Below are 15,771 nucleotides of genomic sequence, written 5' to 3'. Positions count from 1 at the left end.
ATAGGCCGGATTCCTGGCGGCGGCCTCGATGGCGCCCACGACGGTCATCATGGCCTCGACGTCTCGGGCGGACAGGAACACCGGCCCGCCGGAGAACAGGTGCGGTCGATCCTCGAGCAGCGCCGAGACGAGGTCCGGATCTCCGGCCTGCCGGCGGATCGCTGCGTCCAGACGCGGCCTATCCAGCGTGATGCAGAAACAGTCCCTGTTGAGGACTGCGTCGAGGGCGCCGTCGCCCCCGGTCTTTATCATGGTGTTCCCTGGCCGGGCCCGCATTGGGGCGCCAGCGCCCGGCGGCCTGGCTTCCCACTGTGCGTCGGCTTGGTTGCGCGACGCAATCCATGCCTCGGTCCCGCCGCGCCAACGGGAGGGTCGATCGTTCCGACGCGACGCCGTAACGGGCCGACCGGTCGCTCGACGCGGCACCCGTCGCCGGACGGATGACGATTCGCCGCCTAGCGCCCGCCTTCCCGGCCCCCGGCGGCGCGGAGGAGGTCACCGACCCGCCGCCCGTTGAGTCTGCAGGAGGCGATGACCCGGTCATGGACGATGACCCGGCCGCTTCGACCCCGAACCGCGACGCACTCCAGCCGGCGGCCGCCCACGATGCGGATCAGGCGGTCGCGGTCGGCGCGGCCGGTGGAACTGTGCAGTTCGGGAGCATCGAAGTCGGACAGGCGCACCTCGATCCAGGCGGCGCGGTCGGCGGCGTCGCCTACGCACAGACTGTCGCCGTCGCCGACATGGCGCACCATCCCCGCGAAGGCTTCGCCGGCGCGGGCGGGCAGCCGGCCCTCGCACGGATCGGCCCGGGCGACGGCCGGAGCCAGCAGCAGTCCGGCGGCGATCAGAAGCCATTTCATCGGCCCAAGTTGGCGCAGCCCCGGTCGGGGAACAAGCCCCGGTCGGGGAGGGAAAGGAAGGCCGCGCGGCGGCGCTCCGTGGTGGAGCGGAGGACACCGCCATGAAACCAACCTCGACCCGGCCGACGACCGCTGAACCGCGCAAGCGTCCCCCGCCGGGGCCGACCCTCGTCCATGCGGCGCTGGCCGATCAGACCCTGCTAGCCATGATCCTCGGGAGGCCGGATCCGGACGCCGAGCCCGAACGGCTCGCCGCCGCCCTGCTCGACCGGTTCGGGTCGCTGGGCGCCGTCGCCGGGGCGGCGCCCGCGGAACTGGAGCGGGACTTCAGCGCCGGAGCGGGCGTCGGCGCCCAGCTCGCGCTGCTGCGGGAGTTCGCCCTCCGCCTGGCGCGCGACGAGGCCTGCCGGCGCCCCGTGATCACCTCCTGGACGGCGCTTGTCGCCTATGTTCGGACGGCGCTCGCTCATGAGCCGCGCGAACAGTTTCGGACCCTGTTTCTCGATCGGCGCAACGTCCTGCTCCGGGACGAACTGACGGCGGACGGAACGGTGGATCACGCCCCCGTCTATCCGCGCGAAGTGATTCGCCGGGCCCTGGAGCTGTCGGCGTCCGCCATGATCCTGGTCCACAATCATCCTTCGGGCGACCCGACGCCATCGCAGGCCGATATCCAGATGACGCGACAGATCGTCGAGGCGGCGCGGGTGTTCAATCTCCAGGTCCACGACCACCTGGTCGTGGGTCGGGAGGGCACGGCCAGCTTCAAGGCCCTGGGCCTGATCTGAGGGTTTGATCAGGAGGCATTCTCACCGCGCCCCGCCTGTCGATGGCTTGCCCAGGGTCGTGCCGATGACGGATTCGGCATGGAGGGCCGCCCAGCAGCCATCAAGCGCCGGAAAACACTTTCTGAGGGCCCGGATTGCCGTGGAGACTCTGTGATTTGTGCCGGCTAGAACCGCGTGCTCAGGGTCAGCCGGGCGTTCAGCGGAGCTCCGGTCGAGATGTTGGCGTTGTTGTGCGCGTCCGGGAAATAGGTCGTGTCGAACAGATTCTCGATATTCAGCTGCAACTGGACGGTGTCGTTGACCTCGTAGAACACGGCGGCGTCGACGCGGGTGAAGGCCGGCAACCGCGTCGTGGATGACGAGGTCCGGATCGCCGCGAACTGGCTGGCCTGATGTATGACTCCCAGACCGATACCCAGCCGGCGGCCGACGTCATAGCGGTTCCACAGGCTGAACTGCTGCTTCGGCGTCTGGGCCAGACGGACCGAGTCGTTGCCCTGCAGGCGGGCGTCCTGCCAGGAATAGCCGCCGCTGACCTGCCAGTTCGGCCGCAGTCGCCCGGTGACAGCCAGTTCCACGCCTTCTGTCCGTGTCTCGCCGACATTGATGGTGACCGTCGGGTTGAGAGGATCGGGCGTGGTCGCATTGGTGCGGTCCAGCCGGAACACGGCGGCCGTGACGTTGAGGTCGGGACGGATGTCCCATTTGGCGCCGACCTCATGATTGGTGAACTCTTCGGGCTCGAGGTTCTGCTCCGTCGTCGACAGGGTCAGGAACTGGTCGCCCGACCGCGGCAGGAAGGACTGGCTGTAGCTGCCGTAGATCGAGACGTTCGGCCTCGGCTTGTAGATCAGGCCCAGGCGCGGCGAGACCTTGTCGTCGGTGCGGGCGAAGGGGCGGTCCGGATTCGGTTGCAGGTCGGTTCCGGTGATGTCGAAGCGATCGTAGCGCAGGCCGGCGACGACCTCGATGCGGTCGCCGAGGCTGATCTGGTCCTGCACATAAGCCGAGACCGATTCGACGTTCGAAACCGTGTTGCGGTTGAGCGCCGGAAAGGTGACGCTTGGGAATACGGGGTCGGCGAGGTCAAAGTTCGTGTCGGACAGCACGGCGTTGCGGCGCCGGTTGGCTGAGTCCTGGTCGCCGTATTCGAGGCCGAACAGCACCTTGTGACCGATGCCGCCCGTCCTGACGTCCCAAACCAGATTACTCTGGACCAGCAGGTTTCGGCGGGTGGTGGGGTCTGTATAGCCGGCCAGCTGGACCGTCCCGTTCTGCGCCGTGGCGGCTCCGCTGGCGAAGACGTTGGTGTAGACCTTGTCGTAATCGCCGTACATGACCGTGGTCGAGACCTCGACATTGTCCGCCAGTACGCCGTCCAGCCGCAGCTTGACGATATTGGCCTCGAGCGTCGTGCGGTTCACGCCCGGGACACCGAAGAACTGGTCGCGATAGCCCCCGAGGGGCGCTCCGGCCAGCGAGGGGACACCCCGATCGACGACGCGGTCGTCATTGACGTACTCATAGGAAAGGCCTGCCCGCCAACCGGCTCCCAGGTCGATCACTACATAGGGGTTCAAGGCGTATCGCTCGCCTTCGTAGAAGTCCCTGTGGTTGTCGAGGGTCTCGTAGATGGCGTTGATTCGGACGGCGGCCCTGTCGCTGAGGGGCGCGTTGAGGTCCGCCGACACGTCCCAGGCGCCGAAGCTGTTGGCGCTGGCCCGGCCAGCGGCGAATAGTCCGCTCGCGCTGGGCGTCTTCTGCACCCGGTTGACGATGCCGCCGCCGCCGCCCCGCCCGAAGATCAGGGCGTAGGGACCCTTCAGCACCTCGACCCGCTCGAGATTATACAGGCCCCGGAAATACTGCGTGTCATCACGCACGCCGTCGAGAAAGAAGTCGGCCGTGGTGTTCTGTCCCCGCAAGGTGATCTGATCGCGATTGCCTTCGCCCTGACCGACCGTGGTGCCCGGCACATAGCGCAGGACGTCGCCGAGGCTGTGCAGCGCCTGATCGTCCAGCTGTGCGCGCGTCACAACGTTGATGCTCTGGGGCACGTCGATGAGAGGGGTGTCGGTCTTGGTCGCGGTCACCGAGTCGATCGCGATGTAGCCGCGGGCCTGCCCGGTGACGATGATGGGTTCCAGATCGGTCGCCCGCTCCTGAGCGATCGCGGCTACCGGACAGGTCAGGAGGATGGCTGTCGAAGCCAGAAGGAGGCGCATGGGATCTGTCGTTTCTTGAGTCGATGTTGGAAACAGGAATGCGAGTAATGCGACACATTCGCATTCGCAAGAAGAATCGATACCAGACCACGGCGATCGTCGGGATTGGCGCGGCGAGTACCTGCGGCCTCTCAGGGCGATGGGGGAAGGGAGGGCCGGCCGGGTTGGCCGCGATGGCGCGGCGAGCCCTCAGGAGACCGCGATGACTGCGCCCCGTTTCACGACCACCAGAGCACGCATGGCGTCATCGAATCCGGCGCCGCCCATCGCGCAGACGCGATACCCTCCGGGACCAGGGCGAGCTCTGAGGCGACCATGAGCTTGCACCGCATCGTCGCCGCCCTGGGCGGCGATCTCTACTCCGGCGGCCGGCGGGCCAATGTCCCCGCGCCCGGCCATAGCGCGCGGGATCGCTCCGTCTCGCTGCTGCTGACCGACGGCCGGGTCGTCATTCACGGCTTCGGCGGGTCGGACTGGAGGACCATCCGCAATCAGTTGCGGGACAGGGGCTTCATCGACGACGCTGGCCGATTGACCGGCGGCGGGCCAGCGGGCCCGTCGGTCCCAAAGCCCGATCCCCGTCTTCGTCTCCAGACAGCCTCGGATCTCTGGGCCGGTTGTCGGGGCCTGGATGGCGGCGATCTCGCAGATCGCTACCTGCATCATCGCGCCGTTCAAGCCGCCGCCGCTTCGAACCTCGGCTTCCATCCGGAAGCGCCAATCTCCGTCTACCGGCCGCGTGGCCGGGGTCGCCCCGCCCTGATAGCGCGGATCAGCGACAGAGAGGACCGACTGACGGCGGTCGAGCTGACCTATCTCGACCGGAACGGGCGTCTCGCCTCGGGCCTGCGACTGCCGCGAAAGACGGTCGGCCTGGTTCCGACCGGCGCAGCCGTTCGCCTGGCTCCGGCGACCGCGGAGATGCTGGTCGGGGAAGGCGTGGTCACCACCCTGTGCGCCATGGACCGCTTCCAGCTTCCGGGTTGGGCGCTGATGGCGGCGAACAACCTCGCCGCCTGGACGCCGCCCGCAAAGGTGCGCCGCCTGCTCATCGCCGCCGACCGGGGAGCCGTGGGCGAGGGCGCTGCGGCGCGGCTTCGGCGACGCCTCCTGCGCACCGGTCTGGAGGTCCGTGTCCGGCTTCCAGACCCGCCATTCGGCGACTGGAACGAGGCGGCCGTCGGCGCGGCGAGAGGAGGGGAGCGAGGGTCCTGAGGGGCGCCGGAGCGGCGGGGATAGGCCCCGATGCCCGGCAGGAGAGTTCCCATGACCGACCTCATTCCCGTCAGCGCGCCCGTGGTCGTCGAGCGCGACGAACGCACCGTTCGCCTTGCCGACATCGGCATCGCCCCCGAGAATCTGCGGTTCAACGAGCCGCCGGATGACGACATCCCGACGCTGGCCGCCACGATGAAGGCCGCCGGTCAGCTGCAGCGCCTCACCGTCCGCCCCGGCCGCGGCAAGAAGGAAGATCCCTGGATGGCGCTGGACGGCCGCCGTCGTCGCCTGGCGCTGGGCTTGCTGCAGGACGCGGGGGAGATCGACGGGAGCTACCCGGTCACGGTCTGTGTCGAGACCGATCCGGCCCGCCAGGCGGCCGCCGTCCTGTTGACCAACACGGCCGTGCCCGTTCATGTCGCCGATATCATCGCCGCCATCGGCCGGATGCTGAAATCGAAGCTGACGGTGTCCGTGATCGCCCGGGCCCTCGGCTACGCCGAGATCGACATCAAACGCCTGGCCGCCCTGGCCGGGCTGCCGCCGGTCGCCCTCGCGGCCCTGAAGGCCGGACGCATGACCCTCAAACAGGCCAGGCTGCTGGCCCGTCTGCCGGACAGGGCGGAACAGGCCGAGCTCGCCGAGGCGGCGCTCGACGGACACGGCTTCCAGGACTGGCGCATTATCGAACGGCTCGACGAAGGGCGGGTCACCGTCCGGGATCGACGCTGCGCCCTGGTGGACCCGGTCCGCTATGGAGAAGCCGGCGGCCGCACCGAGGCGGATCTGTTCGGGGAGCTTGCGCCGGTGTTGCTTGACCCGGAAATCCTGACCGACCTGTGGATCCGGCGGGCGCGCGGAATCGCCGCCGTGTTCGAGGCCGAGGGGATCGCGGTGCATGTCACGGCCGGACCCGAGCCGGACCTGCCGGACGATCTGGAGGCTCTGGGGTATGTCTACGGCGGCCAGCTTCCGGCTGAAGACATGGCGCGCTACCGGGCTCAGCGGGAGGTGTTCAATGAGCGGTTGGAGGCGGCCCGGCAGGTTCTCTCGGACGCCGGCGACCCCGAAACCGTGGACGCCACCATCGTCGCCATGATCCGCGCCCGGGTGACGGCGGACCAGACGGGTTGCGGCGGGCGGGTGGTGACGACGATGGTGATGTGGCCCGCCGCCGGGACGGGGGTCGATGTGCGCTGCTACACCCCCGAGGAGCCCGAGATCGAGGAGGACAGCTCGACCGAGAGCGATTCACCGGACCCGGCGTCGGCGCCGCCGGCCTATGTCCCTCCGGAAGTGGCGACGCCCGCGCCGGAGATCGACGGCGTCAACCATGCCCTGCACGGCGTGCGCACCGACGTCGCGACGCGGGGACTGATCCGCGCCCTGGCCGATGACCCGGGCGCCGCCCTGACCGCCCTGATCGCGCGCCTGTTCACCGTTCTGGTGCTTGCCGCCCAGGTGGCGCGCTCGGACTCCGCCCTGGCCATCCTCGCCACCGGCTTCAATCCAGCCGGCGGGCGGGTGATCGAACCCCTGGACGGAGAGGTGCGCCAGCGGCTCGATGATCGGCGCGCGACCTGGCAGGCTTCGGGCGAGACCGTCATCGCCTGGGTTCATGCGCTGCCGCATGGCGAGAAAATGGGTCTGCTGGCCGAACTGACCGCGATCAGCCTCGACGTCCGCGAGGAACGCACGACCCTGATCCGGCGCAGCGCCCGCGCGGAAGCGGCCGAGCTGGCCGCGCTGTGCGCGGCGGACATCACCCTGCACTGGACCCCCGACGCGCCCTTCCTTCAGCACCACTCCAAGGGGCTGCTGCTGGGGATGCTCGAGGCCATGGGGGCCGAGGACGACCGCGCCAGGTCGCTCAAGAAGGCCGAACTGGTCGACTGGGTCGCCGAACAGGCGGCGTTGCGGACCTGGGCGCCGGCCGGCCTGTCCTGGGCGGGCTCGCCGCAGGACGATGCCGACGAAGCTGACGACCGGGCCCTCGACGAGCAAGACCCTGTCTTCGACGACGACGGGGTTGGGGCGTTCGCCGTCACCCCGGCCGGTGAGGCCGCGCTCGATCCCGCCGCCGCCTGACCGCCAGTCTTCCTGACGGACGCCGCCCCGGCTCAGCCGGGGCGGCGTACTCGTGCGAATCCCTGGCGTGGAAAAGGGCGAGGAAAGGGCGGGCGAGGCGAGCCTGCAGGACCGAGAGGGAGGCGCCCTCCGCTCCAGGCCACCGGAGCCTTCGCCATGTCCTCGACCCCCAACCTGTCCCTGTTCGCCGATCCGGGCGCCGGCGACGCCGCCGCCAATATCCTTGCCGCCGCCCGGGCGCTGGCGGCGCATCTGGCGCGCTCCCGTCCGCTCGACCGCAAGCTCGTCGCCGCCATCATGACAACCGTCTTCGGCGGGTCCGACGCCGAGGGCGCCTGGGTCTGGCGCAACGCCTATGACGCGATCGAGGCGGCGACGGTCCTGCAGATCCGGCGTCTCGCGCCCCAGGTCGGTCGTCTGGAAGATGCGCCGGCGGAGATCACGGCCCTGCTGGCGGCCGTCTCGGCGCTCGGGCTGACCCAGTCCCGGCGCAGCGAGGAACAGGTCGCCCTCGATCAGTTCTCGACGCCGCCGCATCTGGCCGCCCTCGCCGTCCTGGCCGCCCAGGTGCGTCCCGGCGACCGCGTCCTGGAGCCCTCGGCCGGAACGGGACTCATCGCCGCGGTCGCGGAGGCCTGCGGCGGACTGCTGAGCCTGAACGAGCTCGCGACCGGTCGGGCCGACCTCCTCGACGGGCTCTTTGCGGACGCGGACCGGACGCGCCACGACGGACGCCATATCCATGACCTGTCCACGGGCTCGGGCGCTTTCGACGTGGTGGTGTGCAATCCGCCGTTCTCGGACCTGGCCCCCCATCTGATGGCGGCGCTGAAAGCCCTGGCCGACCATGGCCGTATGGCCGCGATCGTCCCCCTGAACGCCCTGACGGACGCCGCCCTGCTTCGCCGCCTCTGCAAGGTCGGCGCCGTCGTCAGCCGCATCGCCCTCCCGGGGCGCGCTTTCGCCAAACATGGCGCCTCCGTGGAGACCGGCCTGCTGGTGCTCGACCGCTCTGAAGGCCCCGCGGACGCCGCGGCGCCCCAGAGTGCTGATGATTTGCAGAACGCGGCGCGGATGGTCGGGGCGATTCCGCCGCGGATTGGCGCCAGGCCGCGAACCCGTCTCCCGGTGACGATCGGCGCCCTGCTGGGACCCCGCGCGCGGGGCCTGGCCCTGCCTTCGGGCCGGCTGGCCTGTCTCGGCGGGGCCGCGCCCCTGGCCTATGAGGTTCGGGCCTGGACGGGGGAGGGGCGCGATGTCGGGCTTTACCAGGCCCACGCCCTGGCGCGGATCGTTCTGCCCGAGTCCCGACCGCATCCGTCGCTTCTGGTCGAGTCCGGGCCGATGGCCTCGGTGGCGCCGCCGGCGCCGACCTATCGACCTGTCCTCCCGCCGGCCATGCGCGACCAGGGCTGGATCTCGGACGCCCAGACCGAAATGGTCATCTACGCCGGCGAGGCCCACGCCGTGCATCTGCCGGGACGGTGGCGGCTGGACACCGCGCCCCACCAGATGGTGCTCGCGTCCGAGGACCAAGGGGACGCTGTCCAGCTGCGGCGCGGCTTCTTCCTGGGCGACGGCACCGGCTGCGGCAAGGGCCGCCAGATCGCCGCCGTCATCGCCGACAACATGAGCCAGGGCCGGGTGCGCGCGGTGTGGCTGTCGCGAAACGACGCCCTGCTGGAGGACGCGCGGCGCGATTGGGCGGCGATCGGCGGCGGCGCGCACGACATCGTACCCCTGTCGAGCTGGAGGCAGGGGGACGCCATCCGGCTCGACCGGGGCGTTCTGTTCGCGACCTATGCGACGCTGCGCCAGCCGGCGCGGGGCGCCCGTCAGTCCCGCCTCGACCAGATCATCGCTTGGCTTGGCGCGGATTTCGACGGCGTCATCGCCTTCGACGAGGCCCATGCCATGGCCAACGCCGCGGGCGGCGGCAAGGGCGCGCGGGGAACGAAGAAGGCGTCGCTGCAGGGGATGGCCGGTCTGGCGCTGCAGAACCGGTTGCCCGATGCGCGGGTCCTCTATGTCTCGGCGACCGGCGCCACCACGGCCGAGAACCTCGCCTATGCCGCGCGCCTTGGCCTTTGGGGTGGACCGGAGGCGCCCTTCATGTCGCGGGCGGACTTCCTTGAGGCCATGGATCGGGGCGGGGTTGCGGCCATGGAGCTGGTGGCGCGCGAACTCAAGGCGCTCGGCCTCTATGTGGCGCGGAGCCTGGCGTTCGAGGGCGTCGAATACGAACCGCTCGTCCATCCCCTGACGTCCGACGACATTGCGATCTGGGACGCCTGGGCCGACGCCTTCCAGCTCATTCACGCCAATCTCGCCGAGGCCTTGAAGGCCGTCGGCGTCAACGACGAGACCGGCAAGGCGAAGGGCGGCCAAGCGGCCTCGGCCGCTCATTCCGCTTTCGAGGGCGCCAAATTGCGCTTCTTCGGTCATCTGCTCGCGGGGCTGAAGGCGCCGAGCCTGATCGCATCCATCCGCGACGATCTCGGCTCCGGCCGATCGGCCGTCGTCCAGATCGTGTCGACCAATGAGGCGGTGATGGAGCGCCGGCTCTCGTCCATCCCGCCGGAGGAATGGAACAACCTCTCCATTGACCTGACCCCGCGCGAATACGTCCTCGATTATCTGCGCGGGGCCTTCCCCGTTCATCTGATGGAGGCCGTCGAGGATCGAGACGGCAATGTGATCATGGTCCCCGTCATGAATGAGGGTCGGCCCGCTGTCAGCCAGGAGGCCCTCGTCCGTCGCGAAGCCCTGATCGAACAGATGGCCTGCCTGCCCGCCGTGCCGGGCGTGCTCGACGCCCTGCTGGAAGCGTTCGGCACGGACGCCATCGCCGAAATCACGGGGCGGTCGCGTCGGGTGGTGGTGCGTGACGGTCGACGCATCGTGGAACGGCGCGGCGCCTCGGCGGCCCGCGCCGAGACGGACGCCTTCATGAGCGGCCGCAAGCGGGTGCTGGTCTTCTCCGACGCCGGAGGCACCGGACGCAGCTATCACGCGGACCTGTCGGCGGCGAACCAGCAGCGCCGGGTCCACTATCTGGTCGAACCGGGGTGGCGGGCTGACGCCGCCATCCAGGGGCTGGGCCGCAGCCACCGCACCCACCAGGCCTCGGCCCCGCTGTTTCGGCCGGTCACGACGGACATCCAGGGCGAAAAGCGATTCACCTCCACCATCGCCCGCCGGCTGGACACGCTCGGCGCGCTCACGCGCGGCGAGCGCCGAACGGCCGGGGCGGGCCTGTTTCGGGCCGAGGACAATCTGGAAAGCCCATGGGCGCGCCGGGCCCTGCTGGTCTTCTACGGGGCCCTGGCGTTCGGTGATCTCGCCGCGATGACGCTCGAGACCTTCATGACCAGGACGGGTCTCAAGCTGCTCGACGCCGACGGCGGGCTCAAGCCGTCTGACGACCTGCCGCCGATCCACACCTTCCTCAACCGCCTGCTGGCGCTGAGGATCGCCGACCAGAACGCCCTGTTCGAGGACTTCGACCGCATACTCTCGGGCATCCTGGAGCGCGCCGCCGCGTCCGCGGATCTGGACCGCGGACTTGAAGACATCGAGGCGGAGGAACTGGCGGTGCTGCGCCAGGAAACCATCCGGACCGATGTCTCGACGGGCGCTGAAACCGCCTTGGTGACCTTCTCGCTCAGGGTTCGTCGTGACATCCTGCGCTCGCATGACGCGCTGGCCGGGACCGCCGACATCGCCCATCAGCTGGTCGTCAACGCCAAATCCGGCCGGGCGGCGGTCGCCGAGTTGGGCCTGACCACCGCCACGGACGAGGATCGGCTGGTCGCCGCCGTTCGCCTGATCCGGCCGGATGGGCGTCAGACCCTGCCGGAAAAGACTTTCGAGGAATCGGCCTGGAAGCCCGCGGCGACCGACGAATGGCGTCGCGTCTGGGATGAGGAGGTCGGGGGAACCGACCCCTGGCGGACGCGCGAGCTCACGCTCGCGACCGGTCTGCTGCTGCCTATCTGGGGCCGGCTGCCCGCGCGCGGCTGTTCGGTGCGTCGGGTCAGGGCGCCGGACGGCCGTCGCTGGCTGGGGCGTGTGCTGGACGAGGTTCAGGCCCGAAGCCTCAAGGCGAGCCTCGGCCTGACCGATGTCGGCGAAGCCTGGTCGGACGGGGCAAGGACCGCCGCCACCGTGCTGGATCGCAACGTCCAGCTCTCGCTGGAGGGCGGCCTGTGGCTCAAGCGGTCGCGGGTCATGGACCGCTGGCGGATCGAGGTGGTCGGCGGGCGGACAGACCGGGACGCCCTGGTCGCGCTCGGGTGCTTCGTCGAGATCATCGCCTTTACGCCGCGGGTGTTCGTACCGACGGACCGGTCGGAGGTGGTGGAGGCGGTGCTGCGCCGCCATCCCGTCCAGACCGTCCTCGACGGAGCGGCCGCCTGAGATATGCGCCGGGCGGGGCGGAGGCCCCGTCCGGGCAGGATGAGGACGGAGGAAGGGAGGTTCCGGGTGAAGCGGGATCGGGGAGATCGGCTCTCCGACGCTTCGGATCAACAGGAGACTGACATGCAGACCATGGTGTTCACCGGCCGGTTGGCGGCCGACCCCCAGATCAGCCCGGACTTCGCCAAGGCGGTGTTCCGGCTGCTCGAAAAGCGCGGCGTCGACGGCGCCGGCAAGGACCGGCTCGTCGGGGTCAACTGCGTCAGCTGGTCGAAGGGGCTCAACGAGAAGGTCATCGCCCGCGGACTGGCCCAGGGCTGCGAACCCGTCGTCGTCGGCGCCTTCATCGACACGGCCTACGCCGCCAAGGACGGGACCGAACGCACCGCCAAGGAACTGGTGGTGAACCGGCTGACCGTCCTCGACTGGGCCGAGGCCCGCGACCCCGGAGCCGTCGACGCCCGCGAAACCGATCGCGCCGCCGCCTGATCCTCAACCGAATTTCATCCTCAGGAGACTGACCATGCAAACCCTCACCCTCGAAGGCTATCTGGCCGCCGACCCGTCCATCCTGTCGGCTCAGGGCTCGGGCAAGAAGCGCGCGAGCTTCCGCGTGCTGGAGACCACCCGTTTCCGGCGCGCCGATGGCACGCCGGGCGAACGCACCACCGGCTTCAACTGCATCTGCTTCAACGAGGCCACGGCCGAGAAATATATCGAGGCCTTCGCCCGCAAGGGCAGCCGGGTGGTGATCCAGGGCCATGTCGAGAACGACACCTGGACCGGCAAGGACGGGGTCGAACACTACGATCTGCGTCTGATCGTCGGCGACATTCGTCTGAAGAACCGGCGTGACCGGCCGTCGGCGGACGACGGCGCCGCCGACCGGCAGATGCAGGAGCCGGCGAGCGGATACGATCTGAACGACGACATCCCGTTCTGAGCCGACGGCGAGAAGGGGGGCGGCCCGGCGCGCGAGCGCTGGGCCGTTTCCGTGGGAATCCGGAGGGCGAAGCGAGGGCGGACGCGGGCGAGCCGATTGGGCTCGCTGGCTTTGGAGTTGCCGCCATGACCGTCTCTGCCTGGACGGACGACCGCGTCGGTCGTCTCAAGACTCTCTGGATCGAAGGGCGCAGCGCGGCCGAGATCGCGCGCGATCTGGATCACGGTCTCACGCGAAGCGCTGTGCTGGGCAAGGTTCATCGCCTGGGGTTGTCGGCCGGGCGCCCGCCCGCTTTCAGGTCCGCCAGGGCCGCTGCCGGTCCGGCGGCGCGCCGGCCCCCGCCCGCCAGGGCCTCTCCTGCGCCTCGCCCGGAGCCGTTGCACCGAAGCGCGATGGATGCGCCTTCGCATGGCACGGCGACCATCCTGTCGGCGCGTCGGCAAGACTGCCGCTGGCCCTATGGCGATCCCGGCGACCCCGGCTTCGCCCTGTGCGGCCGGGCGGTCGCGAGAGGCGCCTTCTGCGCCGCGCATGCCGAGATCGGCTATCGCCCCATCGGTCAGAACGTCGAAGGCCTGATGGCGCTCGCGGGTCTGGCCTGAGACGCCGCGCTTTTGAATCCCCGTACCGCGCCGTCACGGCGGTCTCGACCCGAGGCCGCCGTTGTTGCTGTGTGTCCGGCGCGCGCCGGGAGGCGCGGAAGAGGCACGACGCGCCGGAGCGTTCTGGCCATGGGCGGCGCCGTGGCCGGCTTCCATCGGGCGCATGGATTGCAGGTGAGCGACGGCGCGCCGTCGCCGGCGACCGGTCGTGATGTCCTTTCGTCCGTATCGGCGCGACGGCGCCGAGTTGTGTCCTCGCCCGAAGACGGGCGAGGACTTGCCCCCACACAACGCCCTCCGATTTTGTCACAGCACCCCGGAAGTCAACGGCTGCGCCGTTCCCCTGCGCGACCCGCAAGGGGCGGGCCGCTCCGGTGACTGCCGGGGACCCCGCCGTGGCCAAAACCGGGGTCGTTGCGCATGGGGCGCTTCGACATTTCAGAAACGGAATGACCCGATGCAAGCCTTCAGCTCACCCTTCTCCGCCAAATCCGACTCCGCCTTCGACGACCTGTCCGCCTCGCTCGGCGATCCTCGTCCGCATCCGACGGAGGACGCCCTGGTTCAGCTCGGGCGCGCGCTCATGACCGAGTTGCTGGACGTGATCGCCGACACAGCCCTGGAGGACTTCCAGAACGACATCGTCGAGACCTACGGGCCCCACAACACCATCTTGGACAACTGCGCCGTCTACACCGCCTTTTCGGCGCTCGACCCGCTGACGCAGGAGAAGGTGTCCAAGCTGACCGGCTCTGTGGCGGAGACGCGCACCAGCCGCAGCGCGCCTGCCGGCCTGGCCGCCGGGCGTTCGTCCGTCTCCCGAACCCGGATCGAACGGCCGCTACTGGAACCGGGCGAAATCCGCGCCCTGGCGGATGACCGCCAGCTCGTCTTTGTCGCGGGGCGCCGTCCGCTGCGCACGCACAAGCTTCAATACGACCGGCGCGCGCCGTTCCGCGGTCGGGCGGCGGCGTCCGCGCCCGACCAGGCTGGCCGCATCGACACGCCGGGACGCCGTCCACATCCCTGGGCCGGCCGTCGTGGCCTCGGCGAGGATGCGCAAGCGAGCCTGCCTCTGTTCAAGGAGGTGGCCGCGGCCATGGACGACAAGAAGGCGGCCGCGCGGGCGGCGGACATCTACGGGCGGGTGGCGCAGGAGATGGCGGCCCAGCAGGCCGCTCTCGATCAACTTCAAGGATTGGGCGATGACCAGGACTAACCCCCAGACCAGCCGGGTGCAGGTCTATCTCAATGACCCGAAGATCGTCTCGGGTCTCAACCGGGAAGCGCGCGCGGGCCGGATGCCGTTGAGCCAGGCGGCCGGTCGGGCGATCGCCCGAGGCCTGCAGAAGAGCCCCCAGGCCGATCCCGAGGACCGACTTCTGCAGCTGGAGCGGTCGTTGCGCGATCACATGAGGTCGACGGCGCGCGACATGCAGATTGTCCAGGAACTGCTGATCGAGGTCGCCCGCGCCTTCTTCCTTCGTCTGCCGGACGCGGTCGTCGACCAGGATCCGACCGTGCAGGCGGCCGTGGACCGGCGGATCGAACGGCTGCTCGACGCCACGGCGGCCAGGATCGTCGCGGGCCGCACCGCCACCGGGACAGCGGCCGGAGAACCCCGCTCGTTCGATCCCTCCGCCTGATGGCCGTCCATCCGATCGTCGCGGAGCGCAAGCTGGAGGCGCTGCGCCACGCCCTGGGCGCGACGGTGCTCGCCGCGCTTGATGAGCCGGCCGTGGTGGAGATCCTCGCCAATCCGGATGGGCGGCTGGTCCTTGACCGCAGCGGGCAGGGGCGCAGGGATACCGGCGAGACCCTGGCGGCCGAGGCGCGCGAACGCGCCATCAAGCTGATCGCCGACTACGTCGGCGAAAGCGTGACCCGGGAAAATCCGCGCCTGTCGGGCGTTCTGCCGGGCACGGGCGAGCGGTTCCAGGGCTTGTTGCCGCCGATCGTTGCGGCGCCGGCCTTCTCGATCCGCAAGCGACCGGCTGTGATCTGGAGCCTGTCCGACTATGTCCGCGACGGCGTGATGACGCAGGCCCAGGCGGATGCGCTCCGACAGGCGGCGACCGAACGCCGCAACATCCTCATCTCCGGCGGAACAGGATCGGGCAAGACCACCTTGGCCAATGCGGTGCTTGCCGAACCCGCTTTCGCCGGGGACCGGGTCTTTCTGATCGAGGATACGCCGGAACTTCAGTGCTCGGCCTGGGACGTGGTCGCGGTGCTCACCCGGCGCGCGCCGGTCGTCGGCGTGGTCGATCTGGTCCGGGATGCGCTTCGGATGCGTCCTGACCGGATCGTGGTCGGAGAGATGCGCGACGGCGCCGCCGCGCTCGAAACCCTGAAGAGCTGGAACACGGGCCACCCCGGTGGTCTGTCGACGATCCACGCCAATTCAGCCGAAGACGTGCTGCGCCGGATCGAGGATCTGATGATGGAGGTGACCGCCCAGGCGCCGCGCCGGGCGATCGCCCGGGCCGTGGACCGTATCGTCCATATCCGCCGCACCCCGGAGGGGCGGCGGGTGGAGGCTGTGCTTGCCCTCGACGGTCTGCAGGGAGAGGGCTATCGGGTGACCGTGGTGGCCTAGGCGCGCTCCGGCTCCTGACGCACCGA

Annotated in this window: 12 protein-coding genes and 1 pseudogene; 10 read left to right on the top strand and 3 right to left on the bottom strand. The window is 69.8% G+C overall.

Features of this window, described 5'->3' with window-relative positions:
• Both PSV23_RS09400 and PSV23_RS09395 read right to left on the bottom strand, forming a co-directional pair.
• A pseudogene (locus PSV23_RS09400) lies at positions 1-252 on the bottom strand (hypothetical protein); the annotation flags it as partial.
• A 203-nt stretch (positions 253-455) separates the two neighbouring features.
• The gene (locus PSV23_RS09395) at positions 456-863 is read right to left on the bottom strand and encodes a nuclease (RefSeq protein WP_300468182.1); all 408 of its coding nucleotides are present in this window, start codon (positions 861-863) and stop codon (positions 456-458) included.
• Positions 864-964: 101 nt separating this feature from the next.
• Here PSV23_RS09395 and radC point away from each other — a divergent pair, with 101 nt between their 5' ends.
• On the top strand, positions 965-1,651 hold the full coding sequence (gene radC / locus PSV23_RS09390; RefSeq protein WP_300468180.1) for a DNA repair protein RadC: 687 nt from the start codon (positions 965-967) through the stop codon (positions 1,649-1,651).
• Positions 1,652-1,815: 164 nt separating this feature from the next.
• On the opposite strand, the gene PSV23_RS09385 is transcribed toward radC, so the two are convergent.
• Positions 1,816-3,876, bottom strand: a complete 2,061-nt coding sequence (locus PSV23_RS09385) for a TonB-dependent siderophore receptor (protein WP_300468178.1) — start codon at positions 3,874-3,876, stop codon at positions 1,816-1,818.
• 315 nt (positions 3,877-4,191) lie between these two features.
• Here PSV23_RS09385 and PSV23_RS09380 point away from each other — a divergent pair, with 315 nt between their 5' ends.
• The 9 genes from PSV23_RS09380 (at position 4,192) to trbB (ending at position 15,745) form a co-directional block, all read left to right on the top strand.
• Positions 4,192-5,091 (top strand): toprim domain-containing protein, encoded by a 900-nt coding sequence (locus PSV23_RS09380; RefSeq protein WP_300468176.1) that lies wholly within the window; start codon positions 4,192-4,194, stop codon positions 5,089-5,091.
• Positions 5,092-5,142: 51 nt separating this feature from the next.
• Positions 5,143-7,182 (top strand): ParB N-terminal domain-containing protein, encoded by a 2,040-nt coding sequence (locus PSV23_RS09375; protein ID WP_300468174.1) that lies wholly within the window; start codon positions 5,143-5,145, stop codon positions 7,180-7,182.
• A gap of 156 nt (positions 7,183-7,338) precedes the next feature.
• The gene (locus PSV23_RS09370) at positions 7,339-11,601 is read left to right on the top strand and encodes a strawberry notch-like NTP hydrolase domain-containing protein (protein WP_300468172.1); all 4,263 of its coding nucleotides are present in this window, start codon (positions 7,339-7,341) and stop codon (positions 11,599-11,601) included.
• A 123-nt stretch (positions 11,602-11,724) separates the two neighbouring features.
• Positions 11,725-12,090 (top strand): hypothetical protein, encoded by a 366-nt coding sequence (locus PSV23_RS09365; RefSeq protein ID WP_300468171.1) that lies wholly within the window; start codon positions 11,725-11,727, stop codon positions 12,088-12,090.
• Between the two features lie 34 nt (positions 12,091-12,124).
• Complete coding sequence (locus PSV23_RS09360) at positions 12,125-12,544, top strand: single-stranded DNA-binding protein (RefSeq protein WP_300468169.1); 420 nt, start codon at positions 12,125-12,127, stop codon at positions 12,542-12,544.
• 125 nt (positions 12,545-12,669) lie between these two features.
• Complete coding sequence (locus PSV23_RS09355) at positions 12,670-13,146, top strand: GcrA family cell cycle regulator (RefSeq protein ID WP_300468167.1); 477 nt, start codon at positions 12,670-12,672, stop codon at positions 13,144-13,146.
• A 457-nt stretch (positions 13,147-13,603) separates the two neighbouring features.
• Entirely contained in the window at positions 13,604-14,365 is a 762-nt protein-coding gene (locus PSV23_RS09350) for a type IV secretory system conjugative DNA transfer family protein (protein WP_300468165.1), read from the top strand.
• The gene (locus PSV23_RS09345; RefSeq protein WP_300468163.1) at positions 14,352-14,792 is read left to right on the top strand and encodes a hypothetical protein; all 441 of its coding nucleotides are present in this window, start codon (positions 14,352-14,354) and stop codon (positions 14,790-14,792) included. The genes PSV23_RS09350 and PSV23_RS09345 overlap by 14 nt, the downstream gene beginning before the upstream one ends.
• Complete coding sequence (gene trbB / locus PSV23_RS09340; RefSeq protein WP_300468161.1) at positions 14,792-15,745, top strand: P-type conjugative transfer ATPase TrbB; 954 nt, start codon at positions 14,792-14,794, stop codon at positions 15,743-15,745. Before PSV23_RS09345 ends, trbB begins: the two co-directional genes overlap by 1 nt.
• The last annotated feature ends 26 nt before the right edge of the window (positions 15,746-15,771 follow it).

Source organism: Brevundimonas sp., assembly GCF_029946145.1.
Classification (GTDB): Bacteria; Pseudomonadota; Alphaproteobacteria; order Caulobacterales; family Caulobacteraceae; genus Brevundimonas.
This window is presented reverse-complemented; position numbering and strand designations above follow the sequence as displayed.

Coding starts and splice junctions, on each gene's coding strand:
- PSV23_RS09395 (WP_300468182.1), bottom strand. CDS start 863: ATGAAATGGCTTCTGATCGCCGCCGGACTGCTGCTGGCTCCGGCCGTC.
- radC (WP_300468180.1), top strand. CDS start 965: ATGAAACCAACCTCGACCCGGCCGACGACCGCTGAACCGCGCAAGCGT.
- PSV23_RS09385 (WP_300468178.1), bottom strand. CDS start 3,876: ATGCGCCTCCTTCTGGCTTCGACAGCCATCCTCCTGACCTGTCCGGTA.
- PSV23_RS09380 (WP_300468176.1), top strand. CDS start 4,192: ATGAGCTTGCACCGCATCGTCGCCGCCCTGGGCGGCGATCTCTACTCC.
- PSV23_RS09375 (WP_300468174.1), top strand. CDS start 5,143: ATGACCGACCTCATTCCCGTCAGCGCGCCCGTGGTCGTCGAGCGCGAC.
- PSV23_RS09370 (WP_300468172.1), top strand. CDS start 7,339: ATGTCCTCGACCCCCAACCTGTCCCTGTTCGCCGATCCGGGCGCCGGC.
- PSV23_RS09365 (WP_300468171.1), top strand. CDS start 11,725: ATGCAGACCATGGTGTTCACCGGCCGGTTGGCGGCCGACCCCCAGATC.
- PSV23_RS09360 (WP_300468169.1), top strand. CDS start 12,125: ATGCAAACCCTCACCCTCGAAGGCTATCTGGCCGCCGACCCGTCCATC.
- PSV23_RS09355 (WP_300468167.1), top strand. CDS start 12,670: ATGACCGTCTCTGCCTGGACGGACGACCGCGTCGGTCGTCTCAAGACT.
- PSV23_RS09350 (WP_300468165.1), top strand. CDS start 13,604: ATGCAAGCCTTCAGCTCACCCTTCTCCGCCAAATCCGACTCCGCCTTC.
- PSV23_RS09345 (WP_300468163.1), top strand. CDS start 14,352: ATGACCAGGACTAACCCCCAGACCAGCCGGGTGCAGGTCTATCTCAAT.
- trbB (WP_300468161.1), top strand. CDS start 14,792: ATGGCCGTCCATCCGATCGTCGCGGAGCGCAAGCTGGAGGCGCTGCGC.